This window comes from Veillonella sp. AF36-20BH (assembly GCF_003602765.1).
GTDB lineage: Bacteria > Bacillota > Negativicutes > Veillonellales > Veillonellaceae > Veillonella > Veillonella hominis.
This window is the reverse complement of sequence record NZ_QTLR01000002.1, coordinates 51383-70798: the sequence shown is the minus strand read 5'-3', so window position 1 is coordinate 70798 and position 19416 is coordinate 51383. Positions and strand designations below refer to the sequence as shown.

Annotated in this window: 17 protein-coding genes and 1 other RNA gene; 16 read left to right on the top strand and 2 right to left on the bottom strand. The window is 40.4% G+C overall.

What is annotated here, in order from left to right:
• Nucleotides 1–11: 11 nt before the first annotated feature.
• From ffs to DW000_RS02870, 9 genes are all read left to right on the top strand, one after another.
• An RNA gene (ffs, locus tag DW000_RS02910) (signal recognition particle sRNA large type) lies at nucleotides 12–226 on the top strand.
• A 139-nt stretch (nucleotides 227–365) separates the two neighbouring features.
• Entirely contained in the window at nucleotides 366–3071 is a 2706-nt protein-coding gene (gene dnaX / locus DW000_RS02905; protein WP_120054929.1) for a DNA polymerase III subunit gamma/tau, read from the top strand.
• A 141-nt stretch (nucleotides 3072–3212) separates the two neighbouring features.
• Nucleotides 3213–3542 carry a YbaB/EbfC family nucleoid-associated protein gene (locus DW000_RS02900; protein ID WP_004694913.1) on the top strand — a complete coding sequence of 110 codons (330 nt, stop codon included), beginning with the start codon at nucleotides 3213–3215 and terminating at the stop codon, nucleotides 3540–3542.
• Nucleotides 3543–4139 carry a recombination mediator RecR gene (gene recR / locus DW000_RS02895; RefSeq protein ID WP_004694915.1) on the top strand — a complete coding sequence of 199 codons (597 nt, stop codon included), beginning with the start codon at nucleotides 3543–3545 and terminating at the stop codon, nucleotides 4137–4139.
• A gap of 4 nt (nucleotides 4140–4143) precedes the next feature.
• On the top strand, nucleotides 4144–4395 hold the full coding sequence (locus DW000_RS02890; RefSeq protein WP_004694917.1) for a hypothetical protein: 252 nt from the start codon (nucleotides 4144–4146) through the stop codon (nucleotides 4393–4395).
• Nucleotides 4396–4407: 12 nt separating this feature from the next.
• A complete protein-coding gene (locus tag DW000_RS02885; RefSeq protein WP_120054927.1) occupies nucleotides 4408–6996 on the top strand; it encodes a 3'-5' exonuclease in 2589 nt (862 codons plus the stop codon).
• Nucleotides 6996–8114 carry an RluA family pseudouridine synthase gene (locus tag DW000_RS02880; RefSeq protein WP_120054925.1) on the top strand — a complete coding sequence of 373 codons (1119 nt, stop codon included), beginning with the start codon at nucleotides 6996–6998 and terminating at the stop codon, nucleotides 8112–8114. The genes DW000_RS02885 and DW000_RS02880 overlap by 1 nt, the downstream gene beginning before the upstream one ends.
• Nucleotides 8115–8371: 257 nt before the next feature.
• Nucleotides 8372–9496, top strand: a complete 1125-nt coding sequence (locus DW000_RS02875; protein WP_120054923.1) for a cation diffusion facilitator family transporter — start codon at nucleotides 8372–8374, stop codon at nucleotides 9494–9496.
• 48 nt (nucleotides 9497–9544) lie between these two features.
• Entirely contained in the window at nucleotides 9545–10117 is a 573-nt protein-coding gene (locus DW000_RS02870; RefSeq protein ID WP_120054921.1) for an immunity protein YezG family protein, read from the top strand.
• A 31-nt stretch (nucleotides 10118–10148) separates the two neighbouring features.
• Here DW000_RS02870 and DW000_RS02865 read toward each other — a convergent pair whose 3' ends face one another.
• Nucleotides 10149–11591 carry an amino acid permease gene (locus DW000_RS02865; RefSeq protein ID WP_120054919.1) on the bottom strand — a complete coding sequence of 481 codons (1443 nt, stop codon included), beginning with the start codon at nucleotides 11589–11591 and terminating at the stop codon, nucleotides 10149–10151.
• Nucleotides 11592–11871: 280 nt separating this feature from the next.
• On the opposite strand from DW000_RS02865, the gene DW000_RS02860 reads away from it, so the two are divergent.
• The 5 genes from DW000_RS02860 (at nucleotide 11872) to DW000_RS02840 (ending at nucleotide 15626) form a co-directional block, all read left to right on the top strand.
• Complete coding sequence (locus DW000_RS02860; protein WP_120054917.1) at nucleotides 11872–12279, top strand: polyketide cyclase; 408 nt, start codon at nucleotides 11872–11874, stop codon at nucleotides 12277–12279.
• Between the two features lie 12 nt (nucleotides 12280–12291).
• The gene (locus DW000_RS02855; RefSeq protein WP_042976012.1) at nucleotides 12292–12735 is read left to right on the top strand and encodes a MarR family transcriptional regulator; all 444 of its coding nucleotides are present in this window, start codon (nucleotides 12292–12294) and stop codon (nucleotides 12733–12735) included.
• Nucleotides 12736–12770: 35 nt separating this feature from the next.
• The gene (locus DW000_RS02850) at nucleotides 12771–13283 is read left to right on the top strand and encodes a pyridoxamine 5'-phosphate oxidase family protein (RefSeq protein ID WP_120054915.1); all 513 of its coding nucleotides are present in this window, start codon (nucleotides 12771–12773) and stop codon (nucleotides 13281–13283) included.
• Nucleotides 13284–13518: 235 nt separating this feature from the next.
• A complete protein-coding gene (locus DW000_RS02845) occupies nucleotides 13519–14304 on the top strand; it encodes a hypothetical protein (protein WP_120054913.1) in 786 nt (261 codons plus the stop codon).
• Nucleotides 14305–14318: 14 nt separating this feature from the next.
• Nucleotides 14319–15626, top strand: a complete 1308-nt coding sequence (locus DW000_RS02840; protein WP_120054911.1) for a hypothetical protein — start codon at nucleotides 14319–14321, stop codon at nucleotides 15624–15626.
• A gap of 237 nt (nucleotides 15627–15863) precedes the next feature.
• Here DW000_RS02840 and DW000_RS02835 read toward each other — a convergent pair whose 3' ends face one another.
• The gene (locus DW000_RS02835) at nucleotides 15864–17231 is read right to left on the bottom strand and encodes an NCS2 family permease (protein ID WP_004694940.1); all 1368 of its coding nucleotides are present in this window, start codon (nucleotides 17229–17231) and stop codon (nucleotides 15864–15866) included.
• A 146-nt stretch (nucleotides 17232–17377) separates the two neighbouring features.
• Between DW000_RS02835 and DW000_RS02830 the strand changes: the two genes are divergently transcribed.
• Nucleotides 17378–17797, top strand: coding sequence for an RrF2 family transcriptional regulator (locus DW000_RS02830; RefSeq protein WP_004694942.1), 420 nt, complete (start codon nucleotides 17378–17380; stop codon nucleotides 17795–17797).
• Between the two features lie 263 nt (nucleotides 17798–18060).
• Nucleotides 18061–19317: an MFS transporter gene (locus tag DW000_RS02825; RefSeq protein WP_004698237.1), complete on the top strand. Its 1257-nt coding sequence runs from the start codon at nucleotides 18061–18063 to the stop codon at nucleotides 19315–19317.
• Nucleotides 19318–19416 lie beyond the last annotated feature (99 nt).

The following is a 19416-nucleotide window of genomic DNA, read 5'->3' as shown; positions in this document are numbered from 1 at the left end:
ATATCGTTTGGATAGGATATATGAAAAGCCTCTATAGCTTTGACTATAGAGGCTTTTTCATGTATAATATTTGTATTGCAATATTGGATCATGGCAGTTCTCGGGCCTGTGCAATGGGGGCCTGTGAATCGTGTCAGGACTGAGAGGTAGCAGCACTAAGCGGTAACCTTCATGTGCCACGGGGACCCCGGGGGCTGTCGTGATCGAATATTGCAAGGCGGCCTGTGGGGCCGCTTTTTTTATGTCTAATTGATGGGCTCAAATGACTAGTGTAAATTACTGATAAAACTCTATAAAATGAGTCAGATTTTCTTGAATATGGTATAATAAAGTATTGTAAGTTTCGGAAAAAAGGGGGTGTTCCAATGGCATATATTGCGCTATATCGTAAGTATCGTCCGCAGACATTTACTGATGTAGTTGGTCAGCATCAGGTGTCTGATACGTTGATGCGCGCTATCCGGGAGGATAAGGTAGCTCATGCTTATTTATTTGCCGGTCCTCGGGGGACTGGTAAGACGAGTATGGCGAAGATTTTTGCGCGCGCTATTAACTGTGAGCAGGGCCCAACGGATCACCCTTGCAACGAATGTAGTGCTTGTAAATCGATTTTGAGTGGACAGTCCATGGACGTTCTTGAAATTGACGCCGCATCAAATCGCGGTATCGATGAGGTTCGTGCTCTTCGTGAAAGCGTCAAATTTATGCCTGTTGAGGGGCGTAAAAAGGTGTTCATCATAGACGAAGCCCACATGCTTACTACAGAGGCGTGGAATGCGCTTTTAAAAACCATAGAAGAACCTCCTGCTCATGTGATGTTTATCTTTGCTACTACAGAAATTGAAAAATTGCCTGTTACTATCGTGTCTCGTTGTCAGCGGTACACTTTTAGACGCATTACATCTGATGATATCGCTCAGCGTTTATCCTATGTAGCAGAAAAAGAAGGCTTTGGCCTTGATTCTGCAGCGGCGCAGCTCATTGCTGTTCATGCAGATGGTGGTTTGCGTGATGCCTTGAGTATTCTAGACCAATGTGCAGGTATGGCAACGGGCTCTATTACACCGCAAGTGGTGGAAGAGTTAATCGGTCTCGTAAGTAAGGAATGGATTATTCACTTCCTAGATGCTTTGCGCAACGGCGATGGGCCTAAAGTATTATCCTACGTTCACGATGCATTGGCGGAAGGTCGCGATGCGACGCAGATTATGGAAGCCCTCATTCAACATGTGCGTGCTTTGCTCGTTGGTAAGGTGGCTCCTGATGCGGATGAGCTCAAGGTATACGATGCCTTTAAGAATGAGTTCCTAGCTCAGGCCAATAGTGTTGATTTCAATGAACTTAACCAATATGTACGCAGTGCTCAATCCATCATGAATGATGCGAAACAAGTGGACAATCCACGAACCATCATCGAAATGGGTCTACTAGTGCTTTGTGCTAAATTAGGCTCTATTGATGAAAGCTTAGAAGATCGTGTATATGCTCTAGAAAGTGCTGAGCGATCTGAACGAAATGATTTATTGAACCGCATGGCTCAATTGGAACAACGAGGCCCAGCGGCTCCTACACCAGCTTATAGTGCTAATGCATTTGGTCCACCTAGCGGCTATGCGAACAGCTTTGTTTCTGTAGATAATGCTGCTGTACAGAATACTTCCATAAGTAGTATTCAAAATACTGCTGTTGGCACTGTGCCACCTCCAAGCAGCGTAGGCATGACACCACCGCCTGCGAATGTGGGTATGACTCCACCGACTGCGAGTGTAGGTATGACTCCACCATCGATGGGAGCACCAGGTAGTACACCTCCTCCGATGAATGGAGTGGGTATGGCTCTGCCACCAATGGGTGGCGTTGGCATGGTGCCACCGCCAAACAATGGGGATACGGCTTCCCGAAAACCTACAAAAAACCAAGCTAAAGGTCGCGGTAAAAAAGGCATTAGTACACAGGCCATCATTAGTGACCAAATCTTGTCTGCTCAAGAGTATCGCAATGTACAATCCAATGTGATTAAATACTTGAAGGATAGTAATCGCAATATGACCTCTACCGTTATCGGTCAAGGTCAGCTGGTGTACGTAGACCAAAGCAAGGCGGTCATGGCCTTTAAAAATACATTGCATCTCAATGTAATGACCAATGAAGTGAACTTGGCGGAGGCGGCTGATGCTTTCACCTATACACTGGGCTATGCAGTACATGTAGAAATCGTGGATGCTCTCACGCAAGTTTATAAAGACTATAAAAAGGCTGCTGGTAGCACCACACAACGCCAAGTAAAAGCACCCCAACGACCACAAGAACCGATGGTTGACGTAAAGACGACCTCCGGTGCGGAACCGACACAAATGGATTTAACCAATAATCCGCAAGAGAGTAAGCCTGATTCTGCAGCCGTGGACGCGGCTAAGGCTGCGGCGATGGCATTCTTAGCTAAGAAAACCGGCGGTACCGTTGCAAATACGGTAGTTAGTGATAGTGAGAATACAACTACAATAGCTGCATCAGAAACTGCATTAGGAGCTGGTGTAGAGACAGAGCCAACATTTGGTGGTGATGTGCCAATTACATCCTTTGATGGTAGTCCTGCGACACAGGTGCCAGATGGTGAAATTCCTATTGAGTCTCTAGCAGGTTCTATAGAAGGGGATGATATTCCAGTTCATTCCTTTGATGATGTGCCTGTAGATGATATGGAGGATTCTTATGTATCATCCTTAGATGATATGCCGCCACATCCATTAGATAGTGTGACTGTTATCAGCGAGGATGGCGAAGTGTTAGAGCGCCCTATGGATAACGGTGCGCATATCGAGGTTGAAGCTGTCCCAAAGTCTGATGGGGGTGAACCTCGTGAGGTAACCCCGCATCAAGGTGATGATATTGATATGCTTTCAGCAGCACCTATTGAAGTAGAGGCTATCGATAGTGTTACGGTTGCTCGAGAATACGCTTGGGATCCAGAGCATATGACAGAAGAGGAACGAAACAATCCTCTCTTGGCGGAAACGTTAGAAAAATTATCTGAAGACCATGACATCATAGTCGAGGTTATCGAAGAATAGATAAAAAATTAATTGTTAGATAATAACCTTTGGCCTTGGGGCTATTAGGTGACACATATGTTATAAATCTATGTCATATATTGTTAATGATGTGGACTTAGAATGTTAGTATAGGACGATGTCTTAAAAGGAGGAAATATAATGTTTGGTAAAGGTATGGGCAACATGGCTGGCATGATGAAAAAAGTTCAAAAGATGCAAGAAGACATGAAGAAAATGCAAGAAGAGTTAAAAACTCGTACTGTAGAAGCTTCCGTAGGTGGCGGTGCAGTAACCGTTGTGATGAACGGTGAAAAAATCATCGAATCTTTGAAATTGAATCCTACAGCTGTTGATCCTGAAGATGTAGAAATGTTAGAGGATCTAGTAATGGCTGCGGTAAACGAAGCTAGCAAAAAAGTAGACGACCTCTTGGCTCAAGAAATGGGCAAAGTGACTGGTGGTCTAAACTTGCCAACAGGTTTATTCTAAATGACAAACGCTTTAGAACGGCTCGTAGAACAGCTGCGCCGCTTGCCTGGCATCGGCTCCAAGTCGGCTAGACGCTTGGCTTATCATTTGGTAGAAATGCCGAAGGAAGAGGTAGACCGCCTCGTGGAAACCATCGTAGAAGCGAAGGGGGCTACGCGTCACTGTTCTATTTGCTTTAATTTATCAGCTCAAGATCCTTGTGAATTTTGTAGCAATCCAAATCGCGACCAAACGACGATTATGGTTGTTGAAACATCTCGTGATGTGATTGCTATCGAGCGCAGTGGTGATTATAAGGGCTTGTATCATGTATTGGAAGGCGCTTTATCCCCTATGGAGGGCATTGGTGCTGACGATATTCGCGTAAAAGAGTTGATTGCACGCCTTCGTGATGGTGTTGTACAAGAGGTTATCCTCGCGACAGACCCAGATGTCGAAGGGGAAGCAACAGCTCTGTATTTGGCGCGCTTATTAAGTCCAAGTGGCATCAAGGTAACGCGCATTGCCCGCGGTGTTCCTGTGGGCGGCGATATCGAATATGCCGATGAATTAACGCTAGGCGGTGCCGTAGTGAACCGTCAAGAAATGAAAGGATAATAGTATGGGAGCTTTATTAGCATCACCGATTATATCGGCGGTTATTTCCATTGCTGTAGCCTACATTGCTTTCAAAGTAGCATTTTTCACCATTAAACGGGTGGCTATGAATGTTGTGATTGGTGGGTTAACCTACTGGGTATGCGTTCATATACTTAATATTCCAATGGATATTGGGGTGGGTATTTGGGCATTAACAGCAATTTTAGGCCCTATTCCTATGGTCTTAGCTGCTATATATTACGGCATTAAATAACAGGAGGTTTTTATGCTTATCAATCGTGAACAACAACGCGTTATTGATGAAGTGGAACAGAATATCCTCTTGTTAGCGTCCGCTGGGACGGGAAAAACGAATACACTTGCTTATCGGGTGGCTCATCTCATCGAGGGTGGCTATGCGAAGGCGGAGAATATCTTGTGCATGACCTTTACGAACAAGGCCGCAAACGAGATGAAAGGCCGCATTCAATCGCTCGTGGGCAGTCCTGCAAAGGCTGTGGAGGTTAGTACATTCCACAGCTTTTGCTTTTTCGTGCTCCAACAAGAGGGGAAGCGCAACGAAACTTTGTACACGGACGTGACCATTTTTGACGAAGAAGATTGCAAGGAACTATCTGAACCGTACCGTCCTGGTAAATTGCGAGAAATGTCCTTTGCTAATGTTATCTCCATGGTGAAAGAATATCGTTCCTTATATGGCTTTTATTCTGATGATCTCGTAGGTGACTACAAGCGGACAATCGAACGCTTACAGAAGGAACAGCGCGAAGCCATTGAGCAGCTCTTTTCTAGCTTTGGTAATGTCCTCTACAGTGAACTCCATGATTTCTTGAACCATGGTCACGAATGGATTGCTGCGTATGATGAAAGCTTAGCTTCCGTGCACGGCCTAGATTTTACAGATCTCATCTGCGGTGTTCATCGCCTATTTCAAGACCCTGTAGTTCGTGAGCGCTGGCGCAGTCGTTATAGCTATATCTCTGTAGATGAAATGCAAGATACAGGCGTACTAGAGTACAAAGTTCTAGAAATGCTGTGGGAAGGTAATCACGTGCTACTATGTGGTGACTATTTCCAAACGATTTACGAATGGCGTGGCTCCAATCCGTTCCGCTTACTCAAGCAATTTGATGCGGATTTCAAGCCTTTAAAAATCATCTTCTACGAAAACTATCGTTCTAATTGGACGCTCTTTACGATGGCTTTCAAAACCTTACAAAATATGTTCCCTGACCTAGTTGGGTCTATCTACACTGAATTGCCTCGTGCCAATAGTGAAAGCAAGGGTAAGCCTGTTCTCATTAAAGGTTGTAAAAATAGCTACCTTGAGGGCCGATATATCTACGAAGCTATCTGTGCATTATCGAAGGATGCTAATATCGGCGTTCTTGTGAGAGACAATAAAAAAGCACAGCAGCTAAGTGATTCTTTTGAACGTCTTAACGGCGAACGACCTGAAGAGGAACGTCGTCACTTCATGATTATCGACGAGTTTAAATTCTTTAGACGTCAAGAAATTAAAGATGTTATGGCCTACTTCAAACTGCTCATGAATCCAAACGACTCTGTCAGTGCGAAGCGCATTATCAAGCGATATGTTGCTGGTATTGGTGACGCTCGTATCGCTGCGATTGAAAGCCCAGAGACGCGCCAAGTAGGTTTAAAATTGACAGATTTTATGGATATGCCTATCTTTGAGGCGGAGCCTTATGCAAAGCTTGTCAGTGGCTTAGAGCAGCACGAAGTAGTTGTTTATGACGTGGAGAGCACCGGCACAGATACGTCTCAAGACCGCATCATTCAAATTGCAGCTATCCGCATCGATGAAAATGGACAGGTTTTAGAGGCCTTTGAACGCTTTATCAATCCTGGTATACCTGTTGGTCAATCCGAAGAGGTACACGGCTTCTCCGATGCGTATTTACAAGAGCACGGCGAAGATCCGGCTACAGTACTCAAAGCGTTTAAGGAGTTTTCTAAGGATGCTATTATCGTAGGTCACAATGTAAACTATGATGTGACCATCTTTACGAATGAATTGGCGCGTCATAACTTAGGTAATCCTGAGTTCAAGGCTATTTACGATACACTCGATATCTACCGTCGTTTCTATCCTAATTTGCCAAATCATAAATTGGGTTTCCTAGCATCTAAGTTCCCTATACACCATGAGCCAACACATAATGCGATGGACGATATATTAGCCACTGCACAGCTTTTAATTTATGCGGTAAAAGAAAAAATCGTACCGACCACAACGGGGCGCATGGTAGCGATTAATAAATATAAAGCAGCTTTCACGGATATCGCCTCTCAAATGGCGACCTTGCGTAGAAAAGCCTATACGGAGATGCCAACGAAATTATTGGTGTATATCATGAACCAAATGGGGGTTCTAGAATACTACAAATCTCATGGAGAAGCGGCAAAGGTAGAGCATATACGCGATTTGTATCGCATCATGGAAAAACTAGATGTGGCTTATGAAGGGCCTGCTGGCTTGGCTCGATTAAACCAAATCTTACAGATGGCGGCCCTTACGGCGGGTGAGCCAGCACAACAGGTACGAAATGAAGATCGCATTCCTATCATTACCATTCACCAAGCAAAGGGCACCGAGTTTGACCATGTATTCTTGGCCGGACTAAATGAAGGAACTTTCCCGAGTCCCTTTGCCCTTGCAGAAGGTCGTGAAGACGAGGAAAAGCGTTTGTTCTATGTGGCCATCACTCGACCTAAGCGAGAATTGACCATTACCTTTGAACAGACGAATATACGAGGTAGAGCAGTTCAACCTAGTTCGCTACTCAACTATATGCCACGAGATCCTGAACTCGTAGAAAGGAGATACTAATGGCGCGAAAAACACATCGCCCCGATGATATTCTGTGGACCGTGACAGCTGTAGATATAGAAGCTGTACTTAGCAAGAAAAATGCAAGACAAAAGCTAGTAGGTAATGGTCAAGACATATCAAGTAAAAATCGAGATATATCGAGTAGTAATCAAGACATATCAAGTCGTGGTTCCGAGCATATTGGAGAAATACGCAATATTTCACTTGGTGAAGTGTTAGATACTAGATATCCTAGAAAGTCCTTAGTTAAACTCTTTGAAGAGAAATTAATCCACATTAATGGTCATAAGGCTACGCCAAAAGATGCAATCTATGAAGGCGACGAGATTTGGATTGCTATGGCGAAGGAAAAAATAGATCATGACCCTATCGAAATGGACTTACGCATTCTGTATGAAGATACTGATCTCCTTATTGTGGATAAACGAAGTGGTGTAACGGTAAACTCTAAAGATCAAATATCCCTTGCCAATGGTGTGGCGCATTATTTTAAAGATCATGGTATCAAGCGAAAGGTACGTTTCTTGAACCGTCTCGACAGAGATACGACGGGCTGCATTGTCATTGCAAAAAGTGGTTTAGCACAAAGTATTTATCAACAGCAAATGGATGATAATACCTTTGAAAAGTGGTATATGGCGACTGTAGAAGGCATTGTAGAAGCCGATGAAGATTCTTTGGTATTTCCTATGGAACGCAGTGCTGATGGGGTTCATTACGAAGTGAATCCTAAGGGAAAAGGGACACGTACAGATTTTTCCGTCCTATGTAGACATTCTTCGCAGACTGTGGATAACTCTGTGAATAAGTCTAAAAATTCTGTGGATATAGCACCAAAAAATGTGGATATAAACTTGGGAGATGTTGATAAAAGCAATCAAAATGTGGACAAAACTGTGTATAAGTCCAATAAATGTGGATATTCTGAGGTTTTAGTTCGTTTGTACACAGGGAAAACACATCAAATTCGAGTAGCTTTCAGCCATATAGGGCACCCTCTTGTAGGAGATATCTTATACGGTGCACAACCTACGGGACAGCCATTCCAATTACGGGCTCAAAAGGTAGTATTTACACATATGCGCACAGGCGAGCGTATTACGGTTACGGCATAATCTGATTTCCTTAAATCATTACGCGAGCCTAAGTACTGGTTTGATAATAGGTCTGTATTATATATTGTGAAGTCACAATACCTAAAACAATCTAATTGAGAAATGAGAATTATTGATAACTCAGCAAAATCAATAAGTTTAAAAATATTTTTCAAGAAAAATAATGACAAATGATAATCGATAAGCTATAATAGGAATATAAGTAAATCGATATAGTTCAATTTAAAAACTATAAATCAGAATGTAAGAGGTGTAGTATGATTTTACAAGATAATAGTGCAGCACGTAATCGGGGGATTACGCTTGCCAGTATAAAAGGCATTATAGGTAATGTCGTTCTCGTTATTTTTAAAATGATTGTGGGCCTTGCGTCTAATTCCATCGCCATCATCCTTGATGCGGTAAATAACTTAACAGATGTATTGTCCTCTGTATTAACTATTGTGGGTACGAAATTAGCCGCTAAAGGGGCTGATAAGGAGCATCCATTTGGCCACGGTCGTATAGAATATATGACTACCATGGCCATAGCTTTCATCATTCTCGGTGCAGGTATTGGATCCCTTAAGGAATCTGTGGATAAAATTATCCACCCTGAGGTATCTACATTTGATATTCCAGGTCTTGTTATCATTGCTGTTGCCATCGTTGTGAAAGTAGTGATGGGTCGTTATATCAAGGCACAAGGTGAGAAATATAAATCCGATGCACTCGTAGCATCTGGTATAGATGCCCTTTTTGATGCAGTGATTACCTTTGCTACATTGGTATCTGCAGGCTTAGTATTTTTCTTTAACTTTGATATTCAAGGTTATGTGGGCGCTGTTATTTCTGTTTTGATTTTAAAAGCAGCGTATGATATTTTACGTGAAATGTATAACCATTTGCTCGGTGTTCGAGCAGATGATAATTTAATCCGTAATATTAAAGAAACTATTGCACAGCATCCAAATGTGGGTGGTGTATATGATTTGGTATTAAATAGCTATGGTCCGGGAGAAACAATCGGTTCCGTTCATATTTCTGTACCAGATTCTATGACAATGGCAGAAGTCCATCCTCTAACAAAGGGCATTGCGGTTCATCTTTATAAAAAGTTTGGCATCAATATGACCGTTGGTGTATATGCTGAAAATAAACCAAGTGTAGAAGTACTTGAAATTAGAAAAGCTCTTGATCAAGTTACTAGTTTATATACACATGTAGTACAAGTACATGCCTTCTACGTACAAGAAGAAAAGAAGGTTATTTACTACGATATTATCTTTGACTTTGACGAAGAAGATCCACATGGTACATTGGAAAAAATCAAGGCAGAAATGCAAAAACGGTACCCTGACTATACACAATTCGCTATTGTGGATACGGATTTTAGTAACTAATTTTATAAAATGTAATTTGTGTTGATAAATTCTCTAAGGAGAGATGGAATGAAAAAAATTGCTCTTACCTCATTAGCTGTAATGGCGGTTGTTGGTGTGTTTGCGATTCAGCCTGTAGATGCAAAAAAGGTAGAACAAGATCCAGTAATGACACCTATTGAAATGCCTATGAATGATGAAATTCAACAGGTTAATGGTGTATCTAAATCTACTAATCAAGAAACACGACGTTTGTCTAATAATTTAGCACAAGCTACAAAAGTGATGATTAAGAAGAATTGGAAGATTATTTATATTAAAGCCGTTCCTGCGGGGGATAAGGATGCTGTGCGCTTCTATTACAAAGATAATAGAGGGCAAGTATATAATGGACAAGTCGTTAGAAATATAGGCCTATCCAAGGGTAAATATATGGCTGGTTCTTTACGTCAAATAGAGGCATTGCAAGAATTAGTTAACCATTTGCAACAGAATGGTCAAGAAGTACCATCCTCTATTGATATCATCATTACTCAAGAAGGCTATCGCATTAAGACTATCTTTAATTACAATGAAAATATAAATAATCTACCAGCGTATCAACAACAATATGAACAAGAAAACTTCCCGACTATGAAGTAATAGAAACGCCCGTGCATGCACGGGCGTTTTGTTAGATTACGTAATCATCGGAATCATCTTTTTTAGATTTTTTGTAAATTTCTTTTACACCAGCCATTTCGATGAGTTCTTCCCCAAGAGCATCTTCATCATCCGTGTTGAGCATGGAGTAGAAGGCCCAAAGAATGATGAACCATATTGGTGTGAACAAGAGGGCAATTCGCGTATCTTCATTTAAGGCTAGAATGGCTAGAACGAAAACAAAGAAAGCTAGGATAATGTAATTCATTACAGGGTATAGAGGCATTTTGAATTTAGATTGTGCCGCTAGTTCAGGATTTTTCTTATGATATTTAAGGTGACAGATAACCATCATGGCCCAAATAAAGATGAAGCAGAATGTGGAGATTGATGTAATCATAACGAATACAGCTTCAGGCATTACATAATTGAGTACGACAGTAATCAATAATACGGCAGCTGAGAAAATCGTTGCTTGATATGGTACACTGCTGTGGGTCAAGCGCCGCATTGAACTTGGTGCATGACCGCGTTTTGCCAAGGCATAAATCATACGGCCTGTACTGAAGATACCAGAGTTTGTAGCAGAGGCTGCAGAAGTAAGAACAACGAAGTTTACGATGCCTGCAGCGGCTGTAATACCAACGGCAGTAAATACGGCTACAAATGGACTAGCAGCAGGGTTAACGGCAGTCCAAGGGTAAATACTCATGATGATAGCTAAAGAGCCTACATAGAATAAAATAATACGCAATGGGATATTGTTTATGGCCATTGGAATAACCTTTTCAGGATCTTCTGTTTCGCCAGCCGTTAAACCTACGAGTTCTATGCCTGTGAAAGCAAATACAACCATTTGGAATGATAGGATAAAGCCCATCGTTCCATTCGGAAACCATCCTCCGTAATTCCACATATTGCTAAAGGCGGCGACGCCAGCATCTGTGGTGAAACCAGTAACAATCATGATGATACCGATAATGATAAGAGCGATAATAGCAATTACCTTAATCAAGGCAAACCAGAATTCCATTTCGCCAAAATATTTTACAGCTGTCAAGTTCATTAACAGCAAGGCGACTAGAACAAGTAAGGCTGGTATCCATTGAGGAAGCCACGGTATCCAGTATTGCATGTAGAGGCCTACGGCTGTCAAATCTGCCATGGCTAGTGAAAGCCAGCAGAACCAGTATGTCCATCCCGTGATAAAGGCTGCTCGATCCCCTAAGTAATCTTCTACAAAGTCGATAAAAGAGTGGTGATTTAGGTTAGATAACAATAACTCGCCTAGTGCTCTCATAATAAAGAAGCACATAACACCTGTTATTAGGTAGGCGAATATGATGGATGGACCAGCCAAGTGAATGGCGCGACCGGAGCCTAAGAATAGGCCTGTACCAATAGCACCGCCGATGGCGAGTAGCTGTACATGCCGGTTCTTAAGACCCCGTTTTAACTGATGCGTATCAGACATAATAAAGACCTCTTTTCTACAAACTATCTATAAATATAAAGGCTATGGATTACCATAGCTTTAACAATCTATAGAATCTTTAAAACTATTTTTTTATAATACAGTATCTATTCTAAAAAGTCAAATGTATTTTTACAGTGGACAAAAGGCGTGATGATTTTCTGATGAGAGTATACCCTTATATTGACAAAAACATAGAATAACCTTTTCTTGAAGTAAATTGACGAATAATATAAAATATTTTATAATAAGTACACTTATAATAAAAGGAGGATATAAAATGGAATTTAGTTTTAGTTTGAACATAAAAGCGGCAAAAGAAGCTGTGTGGGCGTATTATGCGAATATCGAAAAATGGTATGATTGGGAAGAGGATCTAAAAAATATTACATTAAACGGTAAATTTGAGACCGGTTCATGTGGTACAATGGAGCTTGAAGGTATGCCACCTATGGAATATCAACTTACTCTTGTAAAACCTTTTGAAGAGTTTTGGGATAAGACTGAAACTCCATTTGGTGCTATACTTTTCGGACATCAAATAATTGATAATCATGACGGAAGTGTAAATGTAAAGCATACGGTAAGCTTAGAAAGTGAAGATAAGCAACATTTGGAATTTTTAAGTCAAGTTTTTTCGGATGTTCCTCAATCTATATTTATTCTAAAAAATTGTTTAGAAAGATAAGGTGATTGCTGTTTGTTTACATCAAAATATAAAGACAATTCAGAAAAATCAACAGGATTATTGTTCATGAGGGTGTATAATAAATGGCATTTTACTATAAAACAAGCGTTAAAAGAGTTGAACTTAACACATCCTCAATTTGTTGTTTTAGCGTCTCTCGCTTATCTATCACAACATGATAACGAAGTTACACAAGTTATGATTTCAAAACTTTCAGGGATAGATGTTATGACGGTATCTCAAATATTGAGCTTATTGGAAAAACGTGGTTTTGTAGAGCGAAAAGAGCACTCTAGAGATACACGTGCGAAAGCGGTTCTTTTAAATGAAAAGGGCAGTGAAATATTACAAAAAGCAGTTCCATTAGTTGAACAAATTGATGAAGTTTTTTTCGGAAAGCTGAATAGTGATGAGGCTCAATTTAAACATCTTCTTGGCAGATTACATGAAGCGTAAGGTATATCAATTTTCCGATTCTTGTGGAGGCTATTATGAGACGTCAAGATCGTATGGTTACAAATATAGATGAAATTAAAGGTATTTTAAATAGCACTCGCATCATTCACTTAGGGATGATGGATGGTGATTACCCTTACGTGGTACCTTTGCATTTCGGCTATGAATTTATAGATGATGTACTTCATATTTTTGTGCATGGACATCATGAGGGGAAGAAGTTTAGTTTGATTAAAGTGAACCCCCATGTATTTATCGAAATTCATGGTGATGATGAGGCTCTCGTTTCAGGTGGAGATATTCCTTGTAAATATAGTTCAGTCTATTCCAGTGTAATGGGACGAGGAGAGGCTGCTTATTTAGAGAATATTGATGAAAAAGTTCATGGTTTACAAGTGTTGATGAAGCATCAGACCGGTCGAGAATTTACCTTTACCGATGCCATGGTAAACTCTGTGGGCGTAGTTCAAATTAAAGTTGTAGACTATACTGCAAAGAGACGACGACAGTTTGAACAAGATATTATTATGCCTCCATTAACTAAATAATGACAAAACATCCTATTGAACTCTATTGTAATATAGCGTTTAGTAGGATGTTTTATTATGTATAACTAATAAGCATTAAACCAGCTAATGGCTCATAACGATACTTTCACAATAGGAAAGATAAAAGTTTTATGAAGTAGCTAGGGCAACAGAATCGGCAGCATGTTTTTGATATAAATAAGAAAATATATCATTATATGTGTAAAGTATATCAAGTTTTTATAAAGGAGAGATTATGAAGAAGCTTCTATTTAAGTCCGTTTTATCTGCTATGGCTGTAGGATTATTGTGTGCAGGATATGTTTCAGCTGATGTTGTTAATGATTCAATATCTACCGATAATGTTGGCGTTTCCGCTACCATTACAAATGATATGTCTAGAGTTCATCCTGATTCTGCAATCAAAGCATTACCAAGAAAGACTTTATTAGAGTGGCCTATGAAAACTCAAGAAGGGGCTCGTAATTGGAAAGGAATAGTAGAAGCTGCACAGCAACTGCCGTATGAGGTCAAGGCACCTAGCTATATACCTTATGGTTATCAGCTCTATACAGCGCGTCAAGATCAAAATGATGTATTAGAGGTTGTATATTATAAAAAAGGTGTGACTATCTATCGGGATGGGAAAAAATATATAGATAGTATTATGGCATATAGAATGGGATATTCCTTAGATACCGTAAGAGATACACCATATGTTCCATCTGAGTACGGCGATCTCGAATGGTCTAAATCAGGTGATTCTAGTGAGGTTTATTATACAGGCAATCCTGAAACGCATATGGTTCGTAGCATCACGTGGGCGAAGGATGGTATGGCTTACTTCCTATTCTTCTTAGAACCGGTGAAAGAAGCTGATGCGGAATTCTATAAGGAGCATGTAGTACCGTTGAAGAGTATTGATAGCTCTCGTTATGAACTAGTTGGTAACTATCCGAAAACACCGATTAAACCTAAAACTATTGAAGAAATGAAACAGGAACATGTAGTTCCTATGAAAGCAAAGACTGGCGTGTTTTAGAGAGAGCAGAAATTATGAGATTAAAAACAACAAAATCATTATTAGCAATAGGAATACTAGCTGCTGTGGTAAGTAGCTTTGGAGTACAACCAGTTAGTGCATTATCTCCTTTAGTGGATGAAAATGGACATACAGTTACCACTGATACAGTGGAAAAGAATAAAGAACTAATGAATCGCTATCGGTGGTATGATCAACTTGATAATGGTGATATCCTAGAGCGTAATATTGAGGCAACTACTAATTATTTTGGATATAATTTACAAATTCCGTCTTATATGCCTGAAGATTATGCAGTACGCGATGTAAAGTCAAGAGATCATGACGTATTAGAAATCGTGTATACGGAAACGGGACATAATGGAGAATATGGTCAGAAATTAACCTTCTCTAATACAGATATTGTGTATCGCATGGGGTGGGCTATCGATACCGTGGTAAAGCCTATATTGGAAAAGACAAAATACGATGCTGATGATGCCATTAGCTTTACTACCCCTAATGGAGTCCCTGTACATACTTTAGGCTCTAGCAACGACTCTGTTCAAATTGCTTATTGGGAAAAAGATAATAAAGTATATATGCTCTACTTTGCCTCTACAAGAAACCAAAACTTTGTAAGCAAAATTGTAGACTCTGTAGGTCCTCTTACTAACCTAGCCGCTGATGATACTCGATTACGTGGTGAACGCAATGATAAGCAACATGTTGAAGAAAACGATGCGCAAAGTGTTAAACAAAATGGTGAACAAGATAGACCTCATTTTGAAACTATTGGTTTGCCACTGCGTACACATACGAATTCTGAGTGGCCTATACTTACGAGTAAATCCATCGGCTTACCTAGCGGTGTAATTGATGCATCTCGTAAGCTGTCCTATGACGTATCTGTACCAAGTTACTTGCCTCTTGGCTATACATACTATGCTACACATTTTTATGATAATGATGTATTAGAAACTGTATATTGGAAGGAAGGTCAAGAATATCAAGAACGCAGCGGACGTTGGGTAAATCATACGATGGCCTTTCGCATGAGCCACTCTATGGATACGGTATGGCCTAAAGAATATGTTCCAACGGAATACCATGACGTACAGTGGATTGACTCTACGCCAACCGGTGATGTGCAGTATACAGGTAATGTAGATAAGGGCTTAGTACGCAGTGTTGCGTGGAGCAAAGATAACATGACATATTTCTTGTTCTTCCAAGTGCCTGTGAAAGTATCTGAAGCAGAGTTTTATAAAGAGCATGTAGGACCATTAAAAGATATTGATTCAAGTCGTACAGACTTAATCGGTGTAAAAACGATTCGTTAATACTAAACTCTAATAAGACTCTATAGTACGATTTGGTGATGCCATACGACGTTAGCGTTTAGTAAAAGTGTACATAATAAAAAGAACCTATCTCCTAGATATTAGAGTAATATCTTTAGAGATAGGTTCTTTTAGTGTATGTAATTTACATATATTTTGCTTTTAGGTATTAGTGATTTTATAGTTATCGAATATAAAGTAGCTTTCACTAATAGCATCATTATGGGTATACGTTAATTAGAAGAATACGTAGCGGATAATAACGAGAACCGCCAATACGTACATAATCCAGTTAACTTCTTTTGCACGGCCTGCAATGATTTTGAGTAGAGGGTATGCAATAAGACCTGCAGAGATACCGTTAGCGATGCTGTATGTGAACGGCATTAATACGATAACGAGGAATGCAGGGAAGCCTTCAGTCCAATCATCGAAGTCGATGTTGCGAATGGCACCTAACATGAGGGCACCTACGATGATAAGAACAGGAGATGTGGCTGCATTTGGAACCAAGGATACCAATGGAGCCAAGAATAAGCAAATTAGGAAAAGTACGCCTGTTGTGACAGCTGTTAAACCTGTACGGCCGCCAGCCCCTACACCTGCCGCACTTTCAACGAAAGCCGTAATTGTAGAAGTACCGAGTAATGCACCGGCACTAACACCGATAGCATCTACGGTCATGGCTTTACCAAGACCGGGGAATTTACCAGATTTAGGATCTGCGATTTTCGCCTCTGTAGCGGTACCAATCAAAGTGCCCATAGAGTCGAATAATTCTACAAATGTGAAGGAGAAGATAATCGTAATTAAGCCCATGTGAAGAGCACCAGGAATATCTAATTGCAAGAATGCTGCTTTGGAGAAATCAGGAACGGCTAATACGGTGAAGTTCTCAGGCATTGTGGAAAGACCTGTTGCATAGGAGATGATTGTTGTTACTAAAACGCCGATCAAGAGAGAACCTTGAATTTTGCGAGCCATCAATAAAGCTGTAAAGATGAGGCTAAATAGTGCCAACAATGTTTCACCACTGTGCAAATTACCGAGCGTCAAAAGTGCCTCAGACGCTGGAGGGACTAGATTACCATGTGTCTGTACGACTTGACCCAAGGAGTTTGGAGACAAACTTATGGAGATAGCCATCAAGCCGGATAACTTCAAACCGATGATAGAAATGAAAAGACCAATACCAACGGTAATGGCAATTTTCATGGAGGCTGGGATACCTTCAACGATCATTTGTCGTATTGATGTCAATGTTAATACGAGGAAAACGAGACCTGAAATGAATACCGCACCTAATGCTGTTTGCCAAGATACGCCCATACCGAGAACTACGGTAAAGGAGTAAAATGCCAAGAGGCCAACCCCTGGAGCGAGAGCAATTGGGTAGTTTACGAATAAACCCATAGCAATCGTCACAAGACCTCCACCTAAGGCTGTGGCAATGAGAACCGCATCCTTATCCATGCCTGCAAGACTAAGAATGTTTGGCGCCAAGAAAAGGATGTACGCCATCGTGATAAACGTAGTGATACCTGCTAAAATTTCTGTTTTAACGGTTGTGCCACGCTCACTGAGTTGAAATAATTTATCTAACATTAGATAAAATCCTCCCTATATGAAATTAAAATCATACCTAAATAAAGATATTTCGATATATGTATAGTGTATCATATTTCCCACCATTTTTTGTATGAATTTGTGATATACTATTAATATATTATGAATGATATAGAGGTTAACTTATGAAAATATCTACAAAGGGGCGTTATGCCTTACGGATATTGGCGGATATTGCAGAACACGGGGTAGAAAAAAATGTACCGATTCGTGAGATTGCAGAACGCCAAGGATTTTCCGATAAATATTTAGAGGGGATTGTATCTCGTTTATCCTCTGCGGGCCTTGTTAAAAGTGGACGTGGTAAATATGGAGGATATCGTTTGGTGAAATCTCCGGCTGAATACAATGTATATGAAATTTTATATGCCGCAGAGGACTCCATTGCTCTCGTGTCTTGTTTAGAAGATGATGTAGAACCGTGTCCTATGTTTAATGACTGCTTGACAGCTCCATTGTGGCAGTATTTACAAGATGAGTTCCGACATGTTATGGAACATGTTTCCTTGCAAGATGTAATGGATCACAAATTTCCAACGGAATAATTGATAGCTTTTAAAGTTTTTGTATGAGCAATTTTTGCGAATTACTACATTGTATAGCTATCTTTTAAGTTAGTTTTTATGGAAAGAGTCGCGTTTCGTATGCGGCTCTTCTTTATATATGAAATTAAAATGTAAAAACATTTTATGAATAGTAACATAGATTGAAATCTAAGTAGAACTGTAATTTAAATGGAACTGTAATTTAAAGTGATTTATGTGTATATTAGTTTATCTAAACGATTTTATGCGGAAGGGAGGATACCATGAGTACAAGTGTATATGATGCTCGAGGTGGCATGCGCAACGTGTGGATTATCACAGCTAGTATGACGGTGTTAGCCATATGTTATACAATGATAATTCCTTTTTTGCCAATATATCTGTTGGAACTCGGTGTTCCTAAGGATGATGTGGCACTTTGGTCTGGTCTCGTCTTTGGTATTACATTCCTAATCGCTGGCATTATGGCGCCAATTTGGGGGAAAATTGCAGATAATAAGGGCAAGAAACGGATGGCTCTACGAGCTGGTTTCGCAATTGCCTTTTGTTATGTTCTCATCGGTATGGTAACGGATCAGTACCAATTGTTGATGGGCCGTGCTTTAGTAGGTTTTGCTAACGGCTTTTATCCTGCGGCGATGACCATGGTCTCCCTCAGTGTGGATGAAAAACAGGTGGGCCGCGCTCTTGGCATATTCCAAACAGGTCTAATTTTAGGTAATGTCGTCGGTCCATTTTTGGGCGGTGCCGTTGAAAGTGTTGTAGGTATGCGTCCTGTGTTTTATATTTCAGGTATAGCCGTATTCATTGCTACTTTGGCAGTATTGTTCCTTGTAAAGGAGCCAAAGCTAAATGTAGAAAATATAGCTTCTAATGAACAGTCCTCAAAACCGGTGAAATCTACATCTTTACGAGAGGATTTTAAAGTAGTTCAAGAACAACCTGTATTAGTAAGACTTTTATGGATTTTCTTCTTTATGCAATGTGTGATCATGATGCTACAGCCTATCTTGGCGCTTTATGTAGGTGATATGCAAGGCACTATGGAAGGGGCTGCTATCATTTCGGGTACAATTCTTAGTATCGGTGGTTTAGCTGGTTCTTTAACGACTAACTTATGGGTGCGCCTTGGTGAGCACCGTGGCTACTTTAGAACCATTTCCTACTGTATGCTTGGTAGTGGTGTTGTTCTCTTACTTCAAAGTTTACCAGTAGGTATTTGGTGGTTTGGTGTACTACAAGTGCTAATTGGTTCTTGTATTGTGGGCATCAACCCATCTTTGAGTGCAGCCGTAACTCTCAATACGGATCCAAGCTTTAGAGGTCGCATGTTTGGTATGACGACGACAGCTCAACAATTTGGTTCTATGGTAGGGCCTGTGTTCGCAAGTATTGTATCTACCTACATTGGGATATCCTATGTATTTAGTATTACAGGTTTGTTATTACTCTATATGGGATTCCAATCACGGAAACTATCCGTGCGACATGATATAACAAAAAATGACATTAATCGTTAATCTAAGAATACTGTTTTAGTGCATAATAACAGGCTTTCATACACTTTTAGTGAATAGCAATCCAATATGGGAGGATTGATTGCTTTTACAAAAATATTG

Coding starts and splice junctions, on each gene's coding strand:
- dnaX (WP_120054929.1), top strand. CDS start 366: ATGGCATATATTGCGCTATATCGTAAGTATCGTCCGCAGACATTTACT.
- DW000_RS02900 (WP_004694913.1), top strand. CDS start 3,213: ATGTTTGGTAAAGGTATGGGCAACATGGCTGGCATGATGAAAAAAGTT.
- recR (WP_004694915.1), top strand. CDS start 3,543: ATGACAAACGCTTTAGAACGGCTCGTAGAACAGCTGCGCCGCTTGCCT.
- DW000_RS02890 (WP_004694917.1), top strand. CDS start 4,144: ATGGGAGCTTTATTAGCATCACCGATTATATCGGCGGTTATTTCCATT.
- DW000_RS02885 (WP_120054927.1), top strand. CDS start 4,408: ATGCTTATCAATCGTGAACAACAACGCGTTATTGATGAAGTGGAACAG.
- DW000_RS02880 (WP_120054925.1), top strand. CDS start 6,996: ATGGCGCGAAAAACACATCGCCCCGATGATATTCTGTGGACCGTGACA.
- DW000_RS02875 (WP_120054923.1), top strand. CDS start 8,372: ATGATTTTACAAGATAATAGTGCAGCACGTAATCGGGGGATTACGCTT.
- DW000_RS02870 (WP_120054921.1), top strand. CDS start 9,545: ATGAAAAAAATTGCTCTTACCTCATTAGCTGTAATGGCGGTTGTTGGT.
- DW000_RS02865 (WP_120054919.1), bottom strand. CDS start 11,591: ATGTCTGATACGCATCAGTTAAAACGGGGTCTTAAGAACCGGCATGTA.
- DW000_RS02860 (WP_120054917.1), top strand. CDS start 11,872: ATGGAATTTAGTTTTAGTTTGAACATAAAAGCGGCAAAAGAAGCTGTG.
- DW000_RS02850 (WP_120054915.1), top strand. CDS start 12,771: ATGAGACGTCAAGATCGTATGGTTACAAATATAGATGAAATTAAAGGT.
- DW000_RS02845 (WP_120054913.1), top strand. CDS start 13,519: ATGAAGAAGCTTCTATTTAAGTCCGTTTTATCTGCTATGGCTGTAGGA.
- DW000_RS02840 (WP_120054911.1), top strand. CDS start 14,319: ATGAGATTAAAAACAACAAAATCATTATTAGCAATAGGAATACTAGCT.
- DW000_RS02835 (WP_004694940.1), bottom strand. CDS start 17,231: ATGTTAGATAAATTATTTCAACTCAGTGAGCGTGGCACAACCGTTAAA.
- DW000_RS02830 (WP_004694942.1), top strand. CDS start 17,378: ATGAAAATATCTACAAAGGGGCGTTATGCCTTACGGATATTGGCGGAT.
- DW000_RS02825 (WP_004698237.1), top strand. CDS start 18,061: ATGAGTACAAGTGTATATGATGCTCGAGGTGGCATGCGCAACGTGTGG.